This is a genomic window from Pandoraea sputorum (assembly GCF_000814845.2).
Classification (GTDB): Bacteria; Pseudomonadota; Gammaproteobacteria; order Burkholderiales; family Burkholderiaceae; genus Pandoraea; species Pandoraea sputorum.
Map to the genome: position 1 here is coordinate 5148854 of NZ_CP010431.2, position 15867 is coordinate 5164720.

The 15867-nt window shown below is 63.8% G+C and carries 12 protein-coding genes and 1 pseudogene; 7 read left to right on the forward strand and 6 right to left on the reverse strand.

Annotated elements, in window-relative coordinates:
- Positions 1-61 precede the first annotated feature (61 nt).
- Entirely contained in the window at positions 62-1000 is a 939-nt protein-coding gene (locus NA29_RS22720; RefSeq protein WP_072633472.1) for a LysR family transcriptional regulator, read from the forward strand.
- Between the two features lie 107 nt (positions 1001-1107).
- Here the strand turns inward: NA29_RS22720 and NA29_RS22725 are convergent, their stop codons facing one another.
- The 3 genes from NA29_RS22725 to NA29_RS22735 form a co-directional block, all read right to left on the reverse strand.
- Positions 1108-2922: a M61 family metallopeptidase gene (locus tag NA29_RS22725; RefSeq protein ID WP_039393423.1), complete on the reverse strand. Its 1815-nt coding sequence runs from the start codon at positions 2920-2922 to the stop codon at positions 1108-1110.
- A gap of 45 nt (positions 2923-2967) precedes the next feature.
- Positions 2968-3732: a DsbC family protein gene (locus tag NA29_RS22730; RefSeq protein ID WP_039393425.1), complete on the reverse strand. Its 765-nt coding sequence runs from the start codon at positions 3730-3732 to the stop codon at positions 2968-2970.
- Positions 3733-3820: 88 nt separating this feature from the next.
- Positions 3821-5008, reverse strand: a complete 1188-nt coding sequence (locus NA29_RS22735) for a UbiH/UbiF family hydroxylase (protein ID WP_039393427.1) — start codon at positions 5006-5008, stop codon at positions 3821-3823.
- Between the two features lie 192 nt (positions 5009-5200).
- Between NA29_RS22735 and ypfJ the strand changes: the two genes are divergently transcribed.
- Both ypfJ and ychF read left to right on the forward strand, forming a co-directional pair.
- Positions 5201-6070 (forward strand): KPN_02809 family neutral zinc metallopeptidase, encoded by an 870-nt coding sequence (gene ypfJ / locus NA29_RS22740; protein ID WP_039393429.1) that lies wholly within the window; start codon positions 5201-5203, stop codon positions 6068-6070.
- 197 nt (positions 6071-6267) lie between these two features.
- The gene (gene ychF, locus NA29_RS22745) at positions 6268-7362 is read left to right on the forward strand and encodes a redox-regulated ATPase YchF (protein WP_039393431.1); all 1095 of its coding nucleotides are present in this window, start codon (positions 6268-6270) and stop codon (positions 7360-7362) included.
- 78 nt (positions 7363-7440) lie between these two features.
- On the opposite strand, the gene NA29_RS22750 is transcribed toward ychF, so the two are convergent.
- Positions 7441-7881 (reverse strand): GNAT family N-acetyltransferase, encoded by a 441-nt coding sequence (locus NA29_RS22750; protein ID WP_039393434.1) that lies wholly within the window; start codon positions 7879-7881, stop codon positions 7441-7443.
- Positions 7878-8534, reverse strand: coding sequence for a GntR family transcriptional regulator (locus tag NA29_RS22755; protein ID WP_052252330.1), 657 nt, complete (start codon positions 8532-8534; stop codon positions 7878-7880). Before NA29_RS22755 ends, NA29_RS22750 begins: the two co-directional genes overlap by 4 nt.
- Positions 8535-8603: 69 nt before the next feature.
- Here NA29_RS22755 and NA29_RS22760 point away from each other — a divergent pair, with 69 nt between their 5' ends.
- The 3 genes and pseudogenes from NA29_RS22760 to NA29_RS22770 all read left to right on the forward strand — a co-directional run.
- Positions 8604-10037, forward strand: a complete 1434-nt coding sequence (locus NA29_RS22760) for an SLC13 family permease (RefSeq protein WP_084104060.1) — start codon at positions 8604-8606, stop codon at positions 10035-10037.
- Positions 10038-10220: 183 nt separating this feature from the next.
- Complete coding sequence (locus tag NA29_RS22765; RefSeq protein ID WP_052252332.1) at positions 10221-11558, forward strand: glycosyltransferase family 87 protein; 1338 nt, start codon at positions 10221-10223, stop codon at positions 11556-11558.
- Between the two features lie 5 nt (positions 11559-11563).
- Positions 11564-12619, forward strand: a pseudogene (locus NA29_RS22770) (glycosyltransferase family 2 protein); the annotation flags it as partial.
- Positions 12620-12638: 19 nt separating this feature from the next.
- Here NA29_RS22770 and NA29_RS22775 read toward each other — a convergent pair.
- Positions 12639-13094 (reverse strand): GtrA family protein, encoded by a 456-nt coding sequence (locus NA29_RS22775; RefSeq protein ID WP_224786875.1) that lies wholly within the window; start codon positions 13092-13094, stop codon positions 12639-12641.
- A gap of 246 nt (positions 13095-13340) precedes the next feature.
- On the opposite strand from NA29_RS22775, the gene NA29_RS22780 reads away from it, so the two are divergent.
- The gene (locus tag NA29_RS22780) at positions 13341-15788 is read left to right on the forward strand and encodes a penicillin acylase family protein (RefSeq protein ID WP_084104066.1); all 2448 of its coding nucleotides are present in this window, start codon (positions 13341-13343) and stop codon (positions 15786-15788) included.
- Positions 15789-15867: the final 79 nt, after the last annotated feature.

A 15867-nucleotide genomic window follows, 5' to 3' on the forward strand; every position in this document is an offset into this window, starting at 1 on the left:
GATTTCGCTGCATCCTGGCGCGACCTCATATCGAATGACCGCGTCACAGGGAGCGCGCGCGATGATTGACGATCTGAATGACATGCTGATCTTCGCGGAGGTCGTGCGCTCGGGCAGCATCACGCGGGCCGGCGAGCGGCTCGATCTGCCCAAGGCAACCGTGAGTCGGCGTCTGTCGCGGCTCGAAGCGCGCCTCGGCACGAAGCTGCTCCACAAGACCACGCGTCGGCTCGAACTGACGGAAGTCGGTGAAGCGTATTACGAGCGATGCCTGCCGATTCTCGAAGAAGTGGAAGAGACGCGGGACTTCGCGTCGCAAATGTCGAGCAAGCCACGGGGGCGTTTGCGCATCACCGCTCCGGCCGACTTCGCCACGCAATGGCTCGCCGTACCGCTCGCGACCTTCTGCGCGGCCTTTCCCGAAATCACCGTCGACGTCGACCTGAGTTCGCGTCATGTCGATCTGATCGCCGAACGTGTCGACGTCGCCATTCGCGCCGGTCAGCTTTCCGACTCCACCCTGGTCGCGCGTCCGCTCCTGAAGCTCACCCGCAGCCTTTACGCGAGCCCGCTTTATCTCAGCGCGACGGGACTGCCGGGCAGCCCGGACGAGCTGGACGGTCATCGCTTCATCATCCTGCAAGGCGCACGGCGTCTGTTCAATTCCGACACGCTGCACAAGGGCCGTCAACGCGTCGACATCACCATGCACGGGGCGATTCAGGCCAACAGCATGGGGATGGTCAAGGAGATGGCGCTTGCGGGCAGCGGCATTGCCGCGCTCACCGACATTCTGGCCGAAGACGCCCTCAAGTCCGGACGCCTCGTAAAGGTGCTGCCCGACTGGTCGTTGCCCGAGAGTTCCGTCCATCTGGTCACGCCGTCGCGACGCTTCCTGCCACGCAAGACGCAGGCGTTCATCGAGCACATGCTCGCTGTGGCTCGGACGTGTCCGGAGGAGAATCGCGACCCGTCGGTGCCGGGGCCGGCGCAGAGTTGATGCAGCACTGAGCGCTGCGTTGCAATCCCGCGCTCAGGACGAGCGCGGGACGATCACGTGGAAGGGTCTGTGACGACGAAGCGCGTGACGTGCAGACCGACGGTCGCTCAGACCGTCAGCCACTTCTCGCGTCGCTGCGCACCGGCGCGATCGCGTGTTTCGGTAATACGGTACTGCGTGATCTCAGGCGCATCGAGCGTGAGCGACGTCTCGCGCAGCTCGTCGCGGCGGAAGGCGTGCAGCGTCACCCGGTCGCCCGGACGATACCGCTCCAGCAGTTTGTCGAGATTGCCTGACGTCACACGCAAACCATCGATGGCGACCAGCGAGTCGCCCGCCGACAGACCGGCCGCTTGCGCCGCACCGCCGTCGAGCACCTGCGTCAGCGTAACCTCGTCGCCGCGCTTACCCGTCTTCACACCCATGGCCGGACGACCGTTCTCCGGCGTCACCGGTTCGAGCGTCAGACCGACACGCTCGAGCAGCGTCGCCAGCGGCAAGTCGCGTGTGCCGTTGATCGCCGTCGCGAAGAATTCCGACAGATCAAGACCCGAGACCGCTTCGAAGAACGGCTGAACGGCGTCTTCCGCAATCCCTTCGGGCGCGCTGCGATAGAAGTCGCGGCCGTAGCGCTGCCACAGTGCGCGCATCACATCGTCGAGCGACTTCTGGCCACGCGTCTGCGCCCGGATCGTCAGATCCAGCGCAAGCGCCACGAGCGAACCCTTCGTGTAATAGCTGACGATGGCATTCGGCGCGTTTTCGTCCTGACGGTAGTACTTCGTCCATGCGTCGAACGAGCTCTCGGCGACGGTCTGTTTGAGACGACCATTGCCGCGCAGCACGTTCGCCACCGTCTTCGCCACGAGTTCGTAATAGTCCTTCGGTGCGATCACGCCGCTGCGCACGAGCATCAGATCGTCGTAATACGACGTGAAGCCCTCGAACAGCCACAGCAGGCGCGTGTAGTTCTCCTGATCCAGCGTGTACGGCGCAAACACCGCAGGCTTGATGCGCTTGACGTTCCACGTGTGGAAGTACTCGTGGCTCACCAGTCCGAGGAAGCCGCGATAGGCATCGCTCATGCGCGCCTGCCCCTGCACCGGCAGGTCGTTACGGCTTGCGAGCAGCGCGGTGGATGCGCGATGCTCCAGCCCGCCGTAGCCATCGCCGACCGTCATCAGCAGGAAGACGTAGCGCGACATCGGCACGCGCGAGCGCGAACTGGCGCCTGGCTCGAACAGGCGGATCTGCGCTTCGCAGATCTTCTTCATATCGCGCAGCAGACGATCCAGATCGAGGTTCGGCACCGGCCCGGTGATGGCGACTTCGTGCGTAACGCCACAGGCCTTGAACGTGCCGTGCACGAACGTCCCCATCTCGACCGGTGAATCGATGAGTTCGTCGTAGTCGACGGCCAGATAGCGTCCGAAATCGAGCGCCGCCGTACCTTCTGCCGGTTCCAGCGCCGTAGCGACTCGCCACGCTTTGAACGCTGCACCGCGCGGACGCAGCACGTCGATCTCGCACGGCGCGTGTTCCTGCCCATGCACGCGCAAGAACACGCTGGTGCCGTTGAAGAAGCCGTGCGTGTCGTCCAGATGTGCGGCGCGCACCGACAGATCCCACGCGTACACCTCATACGTCACGATCAGCGTGCCCTTGCACGGCGCGGCCTGCCACGTGTGCTTGTCGAGCTTGTCGAGGGCGATCTTGCGACCGCGGCACGTCGCGCCGATGGTCACGATATTGCGGGCGAACTCGCGCACCATGTAGCTGCCCGGAATCCAGGCGGGCAACGTGAAACGCTGGCCTTCGGGGGCAGGATTCGAGACCGTGACGGTCACTTCGAACAGATGGGCGGCGGGCGACTTCGGAACGATCGCGTACCGAACGGCGGACGGTGCAGACGTGGCTTTCATGAGATAGCGGCTTCTTGTTCTCGGAGGGGACGAGCGGACGGCAACTTACTTGACCGTGGCCAGCGCCTTTTCAAGTTCTTCGGCAGGCACGGCACCCGGCAGACGGCGGCCGTCGGACAGGATGATGGTCGGCGTGCCGGTGATGTTGAGCTGATGACCCAGCGCGAAGTTGTCCTTGACGGGTTTGTCGTCGCACTTGGCCGTCGGGGTCGGAGGGGCCTTCTTGTCGAGCATCCAGTCATGCCACGCCTTGAGCTGATCGGGCGCGCACCAGATGGCCTTCGACTTGGCATCCGAATCCGGGCCGAGCACCGGGTACAGGAAGGTGTAGACGGTGACGTTGTCGATCTTCGAGCCCTTGAGCGTTTCTTCGAAGCGCTTGCAGTACGGGCAGTTCGGATCGGAGAAGACGGCGATCTTACGGCTACCGTTGCCCTTCACGTACTTGAACGCGCGATCGAACGGCAGCTTGGCGAAGTCGACCTTGTTGAGTTCCGACTGACGGGCTTCGGTCAGGTTCTGACGCGTTTTCGTGTCGACCAGATTGCCGCCGAGAATCACGTACTGTGCCTTCTCGTCCGCATAAAGGATCTCGCCGCCGACCGATACTTCGAAGAGGCCAGGAATCGGCGTGCGCGCCACCGTTTTGACCGGCGCATCGGCACCGAGCGTCTTCTGCACCGCAGCCTTCACACGATCGAGGGTTGCGTCGGGCTTGTTTTGCGCGACGGCAGACGTCGTGAAGGTGGCTGCGCAGACGGCGGCAAGAATCAATCCGGCGGACGCCGCGGCGCGGTAACGTTGCAACATCGAATATCTCCAGAAATATGACGGTCGAGAGGCGCGACCGGCTTGCCCCGCATGTAGCATGGGGTTGCCGGCGCTTGCGCCGAAGGGGTCAGCCCAGGGCGCGGCCGATCAGGAATTTCTTGACGAAAGGCAGCATGTTCACGCCGTCGAGGCCTGCGTTGCGAGCGAACTTCGCGAGCGGGCTGCTCGTCGAGAACAGCTTATGCAAGCCATCCGTCGTGAACGCCATGCTGCCGATGTCTTCCTTGCGAGCGCGCTCGTAACGACGTAGCACCGCATCGTCGCCACAGTCGCGGAACGATTCGCGCCCGGCGAGTGCATCGCCGAGCGACGCCACGTCGCGCAAACCAAGGTTCATGCCCTGTCCTGCGAGCGGATGCACCACGTGCGCCGCGTCGCCGATCAGAGCCACGCGCTGCGCGATCAAACGCTTGGCTTGCGCCAGTACGAGCGGGAAACCCTGAGCGCGCGCTGAGACAGGTGTCAGTTGACCAAGTTCACTGTTCGAGAACGTTCCGACGCGCTGCGCGAGTTCTTTGGGATCAAGCGCAAGCAGATGCTTCGCGTGATCTTCGGCAGCGGACCAGACCAGCGAGACGTGCTGATCGGGCAGCGGCAGCAACGCGACGATCTCGCCGTCACGGAACCACTGGAAGGCGGTATCGCGGTGCGGACGTTCCGCGCGAAAGTTACATACGATGCCCAGTTGCTTGTAGGGACGCACCGTGCCGTCGAGGCCTGCTGTGCTGCGCACCCATGAGTGCGCGCCGTCGGCACCGACGACAAGCGAGGCCCGCAGCGTCTTGCCGTCCGACAGGCGCACCGACGCAGCAGCGGCGTCGACTTCGAGCGCTTCGGCGCGGGCGTCGAGCCATTGCACTTGCGGGGAGAAACGCAGCGCGGCGTCCAGCGCGCGTTCCAGATTCGACGACTCGGCGATCCAGGCGAGTTGCGGCACGGCGGCCTGATAGGCGGAGAAATGCAGACTGCCGCGCTCGTCGCCGAACACTTCCATGTCATAGACGGGATTGACACGTGCCGGATCGACGGCCTGCCACACGCGCATGCGCTCGAAGAGCGCTTGCGAACTGGACGACAGGGAGTAGATGCGGGCGTCCCACATGTCGCCGCCCGTCGGCGCGGGGGCTGCGGGTTGCGCGAGCAGCGCGACGGACAGGCGCGCCTGAGAAAGGAGCAAGGCGGCGGCCTTTCCGACCAGACCGCCACCGACGACGACGACATCGTGCGTCTGGCCGGAGGGATGCGTTTGAGACATGCGGCAAATGCAGCGCCAGCGCCTGAATCGCGCAAGACGACTGGTTCCGAAATCGAGATGGCGTATTGTCGCACGCCCGCCGCACGAGTGACGTCCTGCCTCGCCCACGCCGCTGGGACACAGCGTCGCACTATGATGGCGGGCGCTATACTTCGGCGCATAGCGGTAACGAGATCAAACAGGGAGCTCCCGATGCGCCTCGACAACGAACAAGAAAGCCAGAACGTCGAAGACCGCCGAGGTGGCGGATTCGGCGGACGTACCACCATCGGCATCGGCACGATCGTTGTCGCGCTCGCCGCCTCCTACTTCTTCGGGATCGACCCGCGCGTCATCATTCAGGGCTCGCAGATGATTCAGGGGCAGACCCAATCTCAGCCCCAGTCCGCGCCCTCGCAGGCGCAGATCAACGACCCGAAAGCCGTCTTTACCCGCAAGGTGCTCGGCAACATCGAACGCACCTGGACGGCGGTCTTCCCGCAGCAGATCAACCGCCAGTACGTGCCGCCGAAGCTGGTGCTTTTCTCGGGGGCGACGCCTACGGCGTGCGGCACCGGCCAGACCGCGATGGGCCCGTTCTACTGCCCGGGCGACAGCAAGGTGTACATCGACTTGCAGTTCTACGACGAGCTGCGGCAGCGTTTCGGCGCTGGCGGCGATTTCGCGCAGGCGTACGTCATTGCGCACGAAGTCGGCCACCACATCCAGAATCTGCTCGGCATCTCCGAGAAGTTCGACGAGACGCGCCGCCGTGTCAGCGAGGCGCAGGCGAATGCGCTGTCGGTGCGACTGGAGTTGCAGGCGGACTGTTTCGCGGGCGTCTGGGCGGCCAATGCGGCCAAGGCGAACGACCAGTTGCTTGAGCCGGGCGACGTCGAGCAAGGCCTGAAAGCGGCGGCCGCCATTGGCGACGACCGTCTGCAACAACAGTCGCAGGGACGCGTGGTGCCGGAGTCGTTCACCCACGGCACGAGTGCTCAGCGGGTGTACTGGCTGCGACAGGGACTGCAAACGGGCGACATGCGTAAGTGCGACACGTTTTCGGCCAAGCAACTGAGCTGAAGCGGGCCGGGTGGCGCGACGTCGACGACAGGTGCGAGGGCTTGCGCGGCGGCAAGCGTCCTGTTCAGGCGCTTTTGGCGGCAGAACGGGTACAATAGCGGACTTTCCGCGACGCAATCGCTGGCCGCATTGGCTAGTTGGCCACCATCCCCAGTGCATTCGACGGCGCGCACTTACCAAGCCAGACAGGATTTAGCATGAGCCTCAAATGCGGCATCGTCGGTTTGCCCAACGTCGGCAAGTCGACCCTTTTCAACGCGCTGACCAAAGCGGGCATTGCGGCCGAAAACTACCCGTTCTGCACCATCGAGCCGAACGTCGGCGTGGTGGAAGTGCCGGACCCGCGTCTGGGCAAGCTCGCCGAGATCGTGAAGCCCGAGCGCATCATGCCGGCGACGGTCGAATTCGTGGACATCGCCGGTCTGGTGGCCGGTGCCTCGAAGGGTGAAGGTCTGGGCAACCAGTTCCTCGCCAACATCCGCGAAACGGACGCCATCACGCACGTCGTGCGCTGCTTCGAAGACGAAAACGTCATCCACGTTGCAGGCAAGGTGAATCCGATTTCGGACATCGAAGTCATCAACACCGAATTGGCGCTGGCCGACCTGGGCACCGTCGAGAAGGCGCTGCAACGCTACACGAAGGCGGCCAAGTCGGGCAACGACAAGGAAGCGGCGAAGCTGGTGGCGGTGCTGGAGAAAGTGGTGCCGGTGCTGAACGAAGCACGTCCGGTGCGCTCGCTCAAGCTCTCCGACGACGAACTGGCGCTCATCAAGCCGTTCTGCCTGATCACGGCCAAGCCGACGATGTATGTCGCCAACGTGAAGGACGACGGTTTCGAGAACAACCCGCATCTGGAAGCCGTGCGCAAGTACGCTGAGGCCGAGAACGCGCCGGTCGTGGCAGTCTGCGCCGCCATCGAAGCGGAAATCGCCGACATGGACGATGCCGACAAGGCCGAGTTCCTGGCCGACATGGGCATGGACGAGCCGGGCCTTGACCGTGTGATCCGCGCGGGCTTCAAGCTGCTTGGCTTGCAAACGTACTTCACGGCGGGTGTGAAGGAAGTGCGCGCCTGGACGATCCACGTGGGCGACACCGCCCCGCAAGCAGCGGGCGTGATCCACACCGACTTCGAGCGCGGCTTCATCCGCGCACAGACCATCGCCTTCGACGACTACATCCAGTACAAGGGCGAACAAGGCGCGAAGGAAGCAGGCAAGATGCGCGCCGAAGGCAAGGAATACGTCGTGCACGACGGCGACGTGATGAACTTCCTGTTCAACGTCTGACGCCAGCGTCTGCCAAAACGACAAACACCCCAGCCAATGCGCTGGGGTGTTTTGTTTTGGGCGAACAAAATCGCGGATTCAAACCGCGTTGCTCATCTCCTCAAACGCCCCCTCCTCAGACACCCCCTTGCCGATCACGTGAAAGCCGTGGCGTTCGTAGAACGTTTTCGCTCTCGTGTTGCGAATCAGACATTTCAGGCGGTAGCGACGGGTGGGCCAACCGGGGAGCGCTTGCAGCAGGCGCGTGCCCACGCCGTGACCTTGCGACGATGGTTCGACGTAGAGCATGTGGATGAAGTCGTCGGCAGGCCAGACGGATATGAAGCCGAGGATTTTGCTGTCGGGCGACTTCGCCGTCAGAACGTCTTCGCCAGCGGCGTGCGATGCGAAATCGTCCGCACGATAGAGCGATGGGTCGACCCACGTCATCGTTGCGAGCCGGACGTCGTAGTAAATGCGGGCAAGCGTCGGCAAATCGACCGCCGTTGCGGGCGCAACGACGATCTGGCGAACCGTCATCCCTTCCACCCTTCGCGGATGATGCGCGCGATCTGTTCACCCGTCGCGCGGTTGTGCGCCTGCACCAGCGCGACGGCACCGGCGTCGTCACCAGCCTCGCACAGACGCAGCAACTCGCGGTGTTCGTTGTGCGAGCGCGTCGCGTTGTCCTGCTTCTGCCATGTCAGGAACAGATAGCGGCCGAGATTGAGTCGCGCCGTCGCCACCGCCCGCTGGAAGTACGGACGCTCCGCTTTCGCGTACAGCATGCCGTGGAAAGCCGCGTTTCGCGTGACGATATCCGTCAGTTCGGTGGCCGCCTCCAGCGCTTCCAGCGCCGCCCGTGCCCGCGCAAGATCCGCGCGCGACAGATTCGGCATCGCCAGCGCCATCAGACGCCCCTCCAGCAACGCACGAAAGTCGGCCAGTTCAAGCGCGTCGTCTTCCGTAAGCGCCGTCACGACCGTGCCGCGATTCGTCCGGCTCGTCGCCAGCCCGTCAGACGCGAGCATTGTCAGTGCCTCGCGCACCGGCACGTGACTCACCCCGAGCGCCGCCGCGAGATGGTCCTGACGCAACGCCTCGCCCGGCTTCAACTCGCCGCGTCCGATCTGCTCCCGCAAGGCCTCGTATGTTCGCTCGACAGCCGTTCCCGTGCCCGCTTCCTGGCGCATTGACTGGATCCTCCCGTTAACTATATATAATCGTGCAAATTATATATTATTAGACGAAAGGTGACATCCATGACTTCCGCCACAGCCTCCGCATCGGATGCTTTTCACCCCAGCCACCTCTGGCGACATGGATTGCTGGCGTCGATCAGTGCGTCCGCCGGGTTCGCACTGTACGTCGCCGGGTTGCGTGGCGACACGCTCGCCGTGGCCGTCGTCGTTCTGCTCTGCCTGAGCTACTGGGCGACGGGCTGGTTACCGGACTTCCTCGTCTCGCTTCTGTTGATGCTCCTGCTGGCCACGTGCACCTCGCTCGGCCCGACCGTCGTCTTCTCGGGTTTCACATCCAGCGCGTTCTGGCTGGTCTTCAGCGGTGCGGTCATCGGCATGGCGCTGAGCGTCACGGGGCTCGGCGAACGGGTCGCCTCCCGGCTGGCCGATCACTGCGGTCACGCGTACGGTCTCGCGCTCGCAGGGTTCGTGGGCATCGCGTTCGCGCTCGGCATCGTCATGCCCTCGACGCTGGGGCGCATCGCCATTCTTACGCCCATCGTGCTGAGCTTTTGCGACCGCGTCGGCCTCGTGCAAGGTCGCCCGGGACGCACCGGCCTGATGCTCGCCACCGCGCTCGCCAGTTGCGAGTTGTCGACAGCGATCCTTCCGGCCAACCTGCCCAACCTCGTCATGGCGGGCACGGCCGAAACCGTGCTCGGTCTGCGTCTCGGCTACGGCGAGTACGCCGTGGCGTTAGTGCCCACGTTGGCCATCGTGCGAGGCGTCGTACTCGTGATCGTCGCGAAACACCTCTTCCCGGACCGTCTGACGATGCTCGGCAGCGAGCGGTCGGACGCTTCAATCGTGGCGCACACATCGATGCGCCCCGACGAAAAGCGCCTGCTCGGTGCACTCACGTTGATGCTCGTGCTGTGGCTCGCCGAGCCGTGGCATCACATCGCGGCGGGCTGGGTGGGTCTTGGCGTGGCACTCCTGTGCCTCGGACCGCTGCGACTGGTGCACCCGGACGCCTTCCTCAAACAGGTCAAACTCGCTCCGCTGTGGTTCGTCGCGGCGATCATCGGACTGACGGCAGCCGTCGATCATGCCGGACTGGCCAGTGCTTTACGACCGGCGTTGGCGCGACTCGATCTGGCGCAGACGTCGACAATGCCTGCCTTCCTGATACTGGTTGCGCTGTCGATTGCGCTGACGTTTCTGGTCACCTCAAACGCAGCACCGGCGCTCTACACCCCCCTCGTCCCGGCGCTCGCGCTGGGTGCACCGTTGAGCGTTAAGGCCGTGCTGCTCGCACAGACCGTCGGCATCTCCACCATCGCGCTGCCCTATCAAGCGCCGCCCCTTGTGCTGGCGATGGCGCTGGCGGGCATCGGCATTCGAGAGGCCACACGCTATTGTCTGGCGACCGCCGCTGTCTCCCTCGTCACCGTCGTGCCACTCACTGCGCCGTGGTGGCAAACCATCGGCCTGATTCACCTCTTCGAGTCCTAACATTCCGAGGTTTTATTTCAAACGATGGTTTGCGATATCCCCCGCGGGATACCATCGGACGTACGCTGGCTACTCAGGTTAGTGCGCATTGATCCTTTCGGAGAACGGCTCGTCTAATATCAATAAATCGTAGAAGCGCAATAAGAGCAACGCCGTTTCATACAGCCAGGGGGAGGACCTTGCATGACATCGAAGCCGTCCGCCGTCGCTAACGTCGTACCCTGTGCGCCACGCGCGCGCCGCCACTGGTCGGAAGACCCGGCGCGCATTCGTCTGTACAGCGTGGCGGCCATCGTGCTTGCGCTCGCCGTGCTCGGCATCTGGGGATACCGGTATGCATGGAGTGCGACCCCGACCATCAGCCCCATCGGGCTCGACTTCCTGCCGTTCTGGGGCGCGTCGCACTTCGTGCTGCAAGGACATGCGCTCGACGCCTATAACGTCGGTCTGATGACGCAGGTGCAGATTGCCGAGCAACCCTGGGCGGACAAAATCGGCGGCGTCCTTCCGTGGCTTTACCCGCCGGTCATGATGGTGTTCCTCGCACCGATCGCGCTGCTGCCGTTCACCTACGCTTACACGTTGTACGCCTGCGTCGGCCTCGGGCTCTACTACGCCGCATTGCGACGCACCGCCCCGTGGCCGGGCGCGCGCTTGCCCGTCCTCGGCTTCCCCGGCGTGCTGCTGGTGATCATCGCCGGACAAATCGCGCTCTACACCACCGCACTCGCGGGCTTCTCTCTGGTCATGCTGCGCAAACGCCCGGTGTGGGCCGGGGTGTTCTCGGGCCTGCTCTTCGTCAAACCGCACGTCGCCCTGCTCTTCCCGCTGGCGTTCCTCTGCGCCCGCGAGTGGCGCGCGCTGGGCGCATGCGTTGCGACGGTGATCGGCACGACGGTATTGGCCGCCGCAGTCTTCGGCATCGATGTCTACGCGACGTTCCTGCACGCCTCGGAGTTCGCGCGGCAGAGCATCGTCAACGGGACGGCGCAGATCGCGCGCGTGCCGACGTTCTTCATCACGGCGCGGATGCTCGGCGCGTCCGTCGAAGTGGCGGCTATCGTGCATGGCGTAATGGCGTTGTGCGCCATCGCGGTGCTGATCGACTTCTGGCGGCGTCCGGGGGTCTTTGCCCTGCGCGCGGCAACGCTCGTGTGCGCAACGACGCTCGTCAGTCCTTACCTCTACGACTACGACCTCACGCTGCTCGCGCTCGTCATCGCGTGGTACGTTCGCGACGGCATCGCGCGCGGCTGGCTGCGTGGCGAGCGAGAGTGGCTCGTGCTGCTGTGGATCACGCCCGCGCTCGGCCTGCTCGGCTCGTTGCAGATTGGCTTCCAGTTCCTGCCGTTCATCACGCTAGGCACGCTCGCGATGCTGTGGCGACGCCGCCGTCACCTGGCCCACCTCGCCCATGCACCCGACATCCACCAGGCCGACGACGCGAAAACGTTGGGAGACGACCGCCCCGCCACCGCCCGCGCACCCCGCCCGGACACCACGCCAGCGTTCACGAGGTAATCGCCATGCCCCGCGCCATCGCTCCCCGTAACGACCTCTCCCGCTCGCCGACCTCGCATCGCGGGCCATCAGGCGCATCAGGCACGCCACTCATCTCGCTCGTCGTGCCGTGCCACAACGAAGCCCCCGCGCTCGACAAGTTCTACCGGGCCGTTTCCGCCGTCCTCGACAGCATGCCCAACGCACGCTTCGAGATCGTGTGCGTGAACGACGGCAGCACCGACGACACGCTCAGTTGCCTGCTTGCTTTGCGGCGCGCCGACGCACGCATCCGCATCATCGACTTCACGCGCAACTTCGGTAAGGAAGCGGCCCTGAGCGCAGGCATCGACGAAGCACAAGGCGATGCCGTCATTCCCATCGACGCCGATCTTCAGGACCCGCCCGCCCTGATCCCGGTAATGATCGAACGCTGGCGCGACGGCGCTGAGGTCGTGCTCGCCAAGCGGACCAATCGCGCGAGCGATACGGTCGCCAAACGCATGGCGGCGGGGTTGTACTACCGCGTTCATAACAGGCTATCGGAAGTAAAGTTGCCTGAGAACGTGGGCGACTTCCGGTTGATGGACCGGCGCGTCGTGACCGCCATCAAGCGACTGCCCGAGCGCCGACGCTTCATGAAAGGACTGTTCGCATGGGTCGGCTTTCACACGGAAATCGTGGAGTACGTGCGCGATCCTCGCGCGGCGGGTGAGTCAAAGTTCTCCGGATGGCGGCTGTGGAATTTCGCGCTCGAAGGCATTACCAGCTTCAGCACGGTGCCGTTGCGATGCTGGACGTATATCGGCGTCTCGCTGGCATTGATGTCGCTCGCGTACGGCAGCTACATCGTGATTCGCACGTTGCTGCACGGCATTGACGTGCCGGGCTACGCGTCGTTGCTTGTCGGCATTTTGTTTCTCGGCGGCATTCAGTTGGTCGGCATCGGCGTGATCGGCGAATACGTGGGACGCATCTATTACGAATCGAAGGGACGGCCGCTCTATCTCGTGCGGCGACGCTATCAGTCCAGCGTCAAGGTCAGTCACCTGCCCGCGCGCACGGGCGAGCGACATGTAGCGGGCAAGACCATCGACAAGCTCACGCGTCTCGATAGGTCCAATAACGGTGAAGCAGGAAAGTCGTCGGCGGCACAATCAGCACCACGGCCGCGATCCCGATCCAGTGGTTCCCGCCAAGGTGCTCGACCGTTCGTGCGACGCATGTCGTGAGCAGCAGGCCGAAGATCGACACCGGTAGAAATCGCGCGAGGCTCGTGCGATGCACGCGCGCGGAGAAGCTCCATAGCGTGTTGAGCAGATAGGAGCACGGCGTCGCCACGCAGAACGCCACGGCATTCGCAGGCACCGAACCGGCACCGAACACTTCGATGAGCGTGATCGCCACGATCACATGCACCGCCGTCGAAATCACCCCCGAGACCCCGAAACGCATCAGCGGCACGAGCAGCGTGCGCATGAAAGACGACGCACGCCAGCGTTGGGCGCGCGTCGTGGGCGCGTGCCTGTCGGAAGATGTCTGACGTAAATCCGGCATCGGGACTGACTCATTGAGAAAGACGACGAAAGCGGTTCGCCTGACGATACCGGCGCAAGCGTATCGGGTTACCAATAGTTTGCACTGCAACATCGGCGCATGCGCCCGTCAGGGTTGGACGATTAAGAATTTATGCCATTTCTTCTGCATTTGGGTTGCGTGCCTGAATGAGACGTCTAGGATTGCGAGGTATTACGCAGACGATGTCGCAACAACAAGAAGCCGTCCCATAACAGGAGGAAGACAATGCAACGCCCCAATGCCATTCACGCCGCCGGTGCGCTGGCCTTTGCCGTCACGACGTGGAGCGCGTCCCTGCATGCTGCCGATACTACGGCATCATCCGCCTCACCTTCCTCGCAAACGCTGACCGTTGCCGGACTGTCGCAACCCGCCGACATTCTGATCGATCACAACGGTGTGCCGCACATCTTCGCCGCCAACGAGCGCGACGGCTTCTTCGTGCAAGGTTTCAATGCCGCACGCGATCGTCTGTTTCAGATCGACCTCTGGCGCCGCCGCGGGCTCGGTCAACTCTCCGAAGTGTTCGGCCGCGCCTACGTGGCGCAGGACGATGCGGCGAGACGCTTCGTCTACCGGGGCGATATGGCGACGGAGTGGCGTCGCTACGGCCCCGACGCAAAGCCGGCGGCGCAAGCGTTCGCCGCCGGGGTGAACGCCTACATCGACTGGCTCGCGCGGAATCCCGATCAGATGCCGTACGAATTCCGCAAGGTCGGCTACTGGCCCGCCAAATGGTCGGCCGAGGACATCGTGCGCATTCGTAGTCACGGTCTCACACGCAACCTCAAGAGCGAAGTGGCACGTGCCAAGGTCGCGTGCCGCGCATCGCTCGACGCGGACAGCGTGCGCGTCGGCCTGCAACCGGCGTGGAAGACGCAGGTGCCTGACGGCCTCGACCCCTGTCTGCCGGACGACCTGCTCAAGGTCTTCGACCTTGCCACGCAGGGTGTGAAGATCACCAGGGATTCGTTGCAACACGCCAACGCCGACATCGTCCAGCTCGCCGAGAACGGTCCTTACGACGTCTCGACCGAATCGGCGGAAGGCAGCAACAACTGGGTCGTCTCCCCGCAGAAGTCGGCCACGGGACGCGCCATCATGGCCAACGATCCGCACCGCGCTTATGCCGCGCCGAGTCTGCGCTACATCGTGCAGGTCAGCACGCCCACACTGAACCTGATCGGCGCGGGCGAGCCTGCGATTCCGGGCGTCGCCATCGGTCACAACGGCACCATCGCCTTCGGCCTCACGATCTTCAACATCGATCAGGAAGATCTGTACGTCTACGAACTCAATCCGGCCAATCCCGATCAGTACCGTTACCGCGGCAAGTGGGTGCCGATGCGCACGGAGCACGAGACGATTGAAGTTCGCGACGGCGCACCGGTTCAGACCGACCTCAAGTTCACGAAGCACGGCCCGGTGATTTATGTGGACGCGGCGAAGCATCGCGCTTATGCCGTGCGCACCGCGTGGCTGGAACCGGGCATGTCGCCGTACTTCGACGCCATGCGCTACATGCGCGCGAAAACCTACGCCCAGTTTCAGACGGCGCTCGACACGTGGGGCGCACCGACCGTCAATCAGGTCTATGCGGATGCCTCGGGCAACATCGGATGGGTACCCAGCGGCATGGCACCGATCCGCCCGAACTGGGATGGCCTCATGCCCGTGCCCGGCGACGGGCGCTATGAGTGGGCTGGTTTCTGGCGTCGCGATCAATTGCCGTCCGCCTACAACCCGGCAAGTGGGTACTTCACAACGTCCAACGAAATGAACATGCCCGCAGGCTATCCCTACGCGCAGCGCAAGCTCGGCTTCGAGTGGACGAACGGCTCACGGCATGCGCGCATCGACGAAGTACTGAAGGCGAAGGACAAGGTCTCGCTGGAGGATTCGGAGCAGTTGCAGAACGACATCGTGTCGATTCCGGCGCGGCGTCTGATGGCATTGCTCGCACCGCTTTCGAGCAACGATCCGCGCACGTCTTCGGCGCTCAAGCTCCTGAAGGGATGGGACGCGCACATGGGCGCGGAATCGGCGCAGGCCGCGCTCGAAGAGGTCTGGTTCAGCCGTCATCTGGGTCGCGCGTATAAGAACGCGGTGCTGCCCAAGAGCGCCGCCGACACCTTCGGTGCGCCCGACCCGGCATCGATGCTCGATGCGCTCGAACAACCGGCCGCTCGCTTTGGCGAGAACGCTGCAGCCAAACGCGATGCTGTGCTGCTCGCGAGCCTTGGCGATGCGTGGGACGAGATGGTCAAGCTGCAAGGAACGGATCCTGGCGCATGGCAGTGGGGCAAGCTCCAGACGAACCTGAACGCTCACCCGCTCGCCGACGCCGTGGACGCCGACATGCGCGCCAAGCTGAATGTCGGGCCGTTGCCGAAGGGTGGCAGTCCGTTCACGCCGAATCAGTCGACATATCGCGTGAGCGATTTCCGTCAGACAAACGGGCCGTCGTTCCGGATCGTGGTCGACGTGGGGAACTGGGACAACACGCGTGCGATGAACTTGCCGGGCGAATCGGGCAACCCCGACAGCCCGCACTATCGCGATCTGGCACAGAAGTGGCTCGATGGCGAGTACTTCAAGCTGCCGTACTCACGCGAGGCGGTGGAAGCAGCAACGGAATCGCGTCTGCATCTCGTGCCCGAGACGTCTCACTGATGATGTGAGCCAGTTGCATCGTCGGAAACAAAACAGCCGGTAGGTACGCCCCACCGGCTGTTTCGAGAACTGTCGTGAC

What these genes read in the sequence shown, in the direction of transcription:
- NA29_RS22755 (WP_052252330.1), bottom strand. Translation starts at nt 8,534, where the DNA reads ATGCGCCAGGAAGCGGGCACGGGAACGGCTGTCGAGCGAACATACGAG.
- ychF (WP_039393431.1), top strand. Translation starts at nt 6,268, where the DNA reads ATGAGCCTCAAATGCGGCATCGTCGGTTTGCCCAACGTCGGCAAGTCG.
- NA29_RS22750 (WP_039393434.1), bottom strand. Translation starts at nt 7,881, where the DNA reads ATGACGGTTCGCCAGATCGTCGTTGCGCCCGCAACGGCGGTCGATTTG.
- NA29_RS22780 (WP_084104066.1), top strand. Translation starts at nt 13,341, where the DNA reads ATGCAACGCCCCAATGCCATTCACGCCGCCGGTGCGCTGGCCTTTGCC.
- NA29_RS22720 (WP_072633472.1), top strand. Translation starts at nt 62, where the DNA reads ATGATTGACGATCTGAATGACATGCTGATCTTCGCGGAGGTCGTGCGC.
- NA29_RS22730 (WP_039393425.1), bottom strand. Translation starts at nt 3,732, where the DNA reads ATGTTGCAACGTTACCGCGCCGCGGCGTCCGCCGGATTGATTCTTGCC.
- NA29_RS22775 (WP_224786875.1), bottom strand. Translation starts at nt 13,094, where the DNA reads ATGCCGGATTTACGTCAGACATCTTCCGACAGGCACGCGCCCACGACG.
- NA29_RS22765 (WP_052252332.1), top strand. Translation starts at nt 10,221, where the DNA reads ATGACATCGAAGCCGTCCGCCGTCGCTAACGTCGTACCCTGTGCGCCA.
- NA29_RS22760 (WP_084104060.1), top strand. Translation starts at nt 8,604, where the DNA reads ATGACTTCCGCCACAGCCTCCGCATCGGATGCTTTTCACCCCAGCCAC.
- ypfJ (WP_039393429.1), top strand. Translation starts at nt 5,201, where the DNA reads ATGCGCCTCGACAACGAACAAGAAAGCCAGAACGTCGAAGACCGCCGA.
- NA29_RS22725 (WP_039393423.1), bottom strand. Translation starts at nt 2,922, where the DNA reads ATGAAAGCCACGTCTGCACCGTCCGCCGTTCGGTACGCGATCGTTCCG.
- NA29_RS22735 (WP_039393427.1), bottom strand. Translation starts at nt 5,008, where the DNA reads ATGTCTCAAACGCATCCCTCCGGCCAGACGCACGATGTCGTCGTCGTC.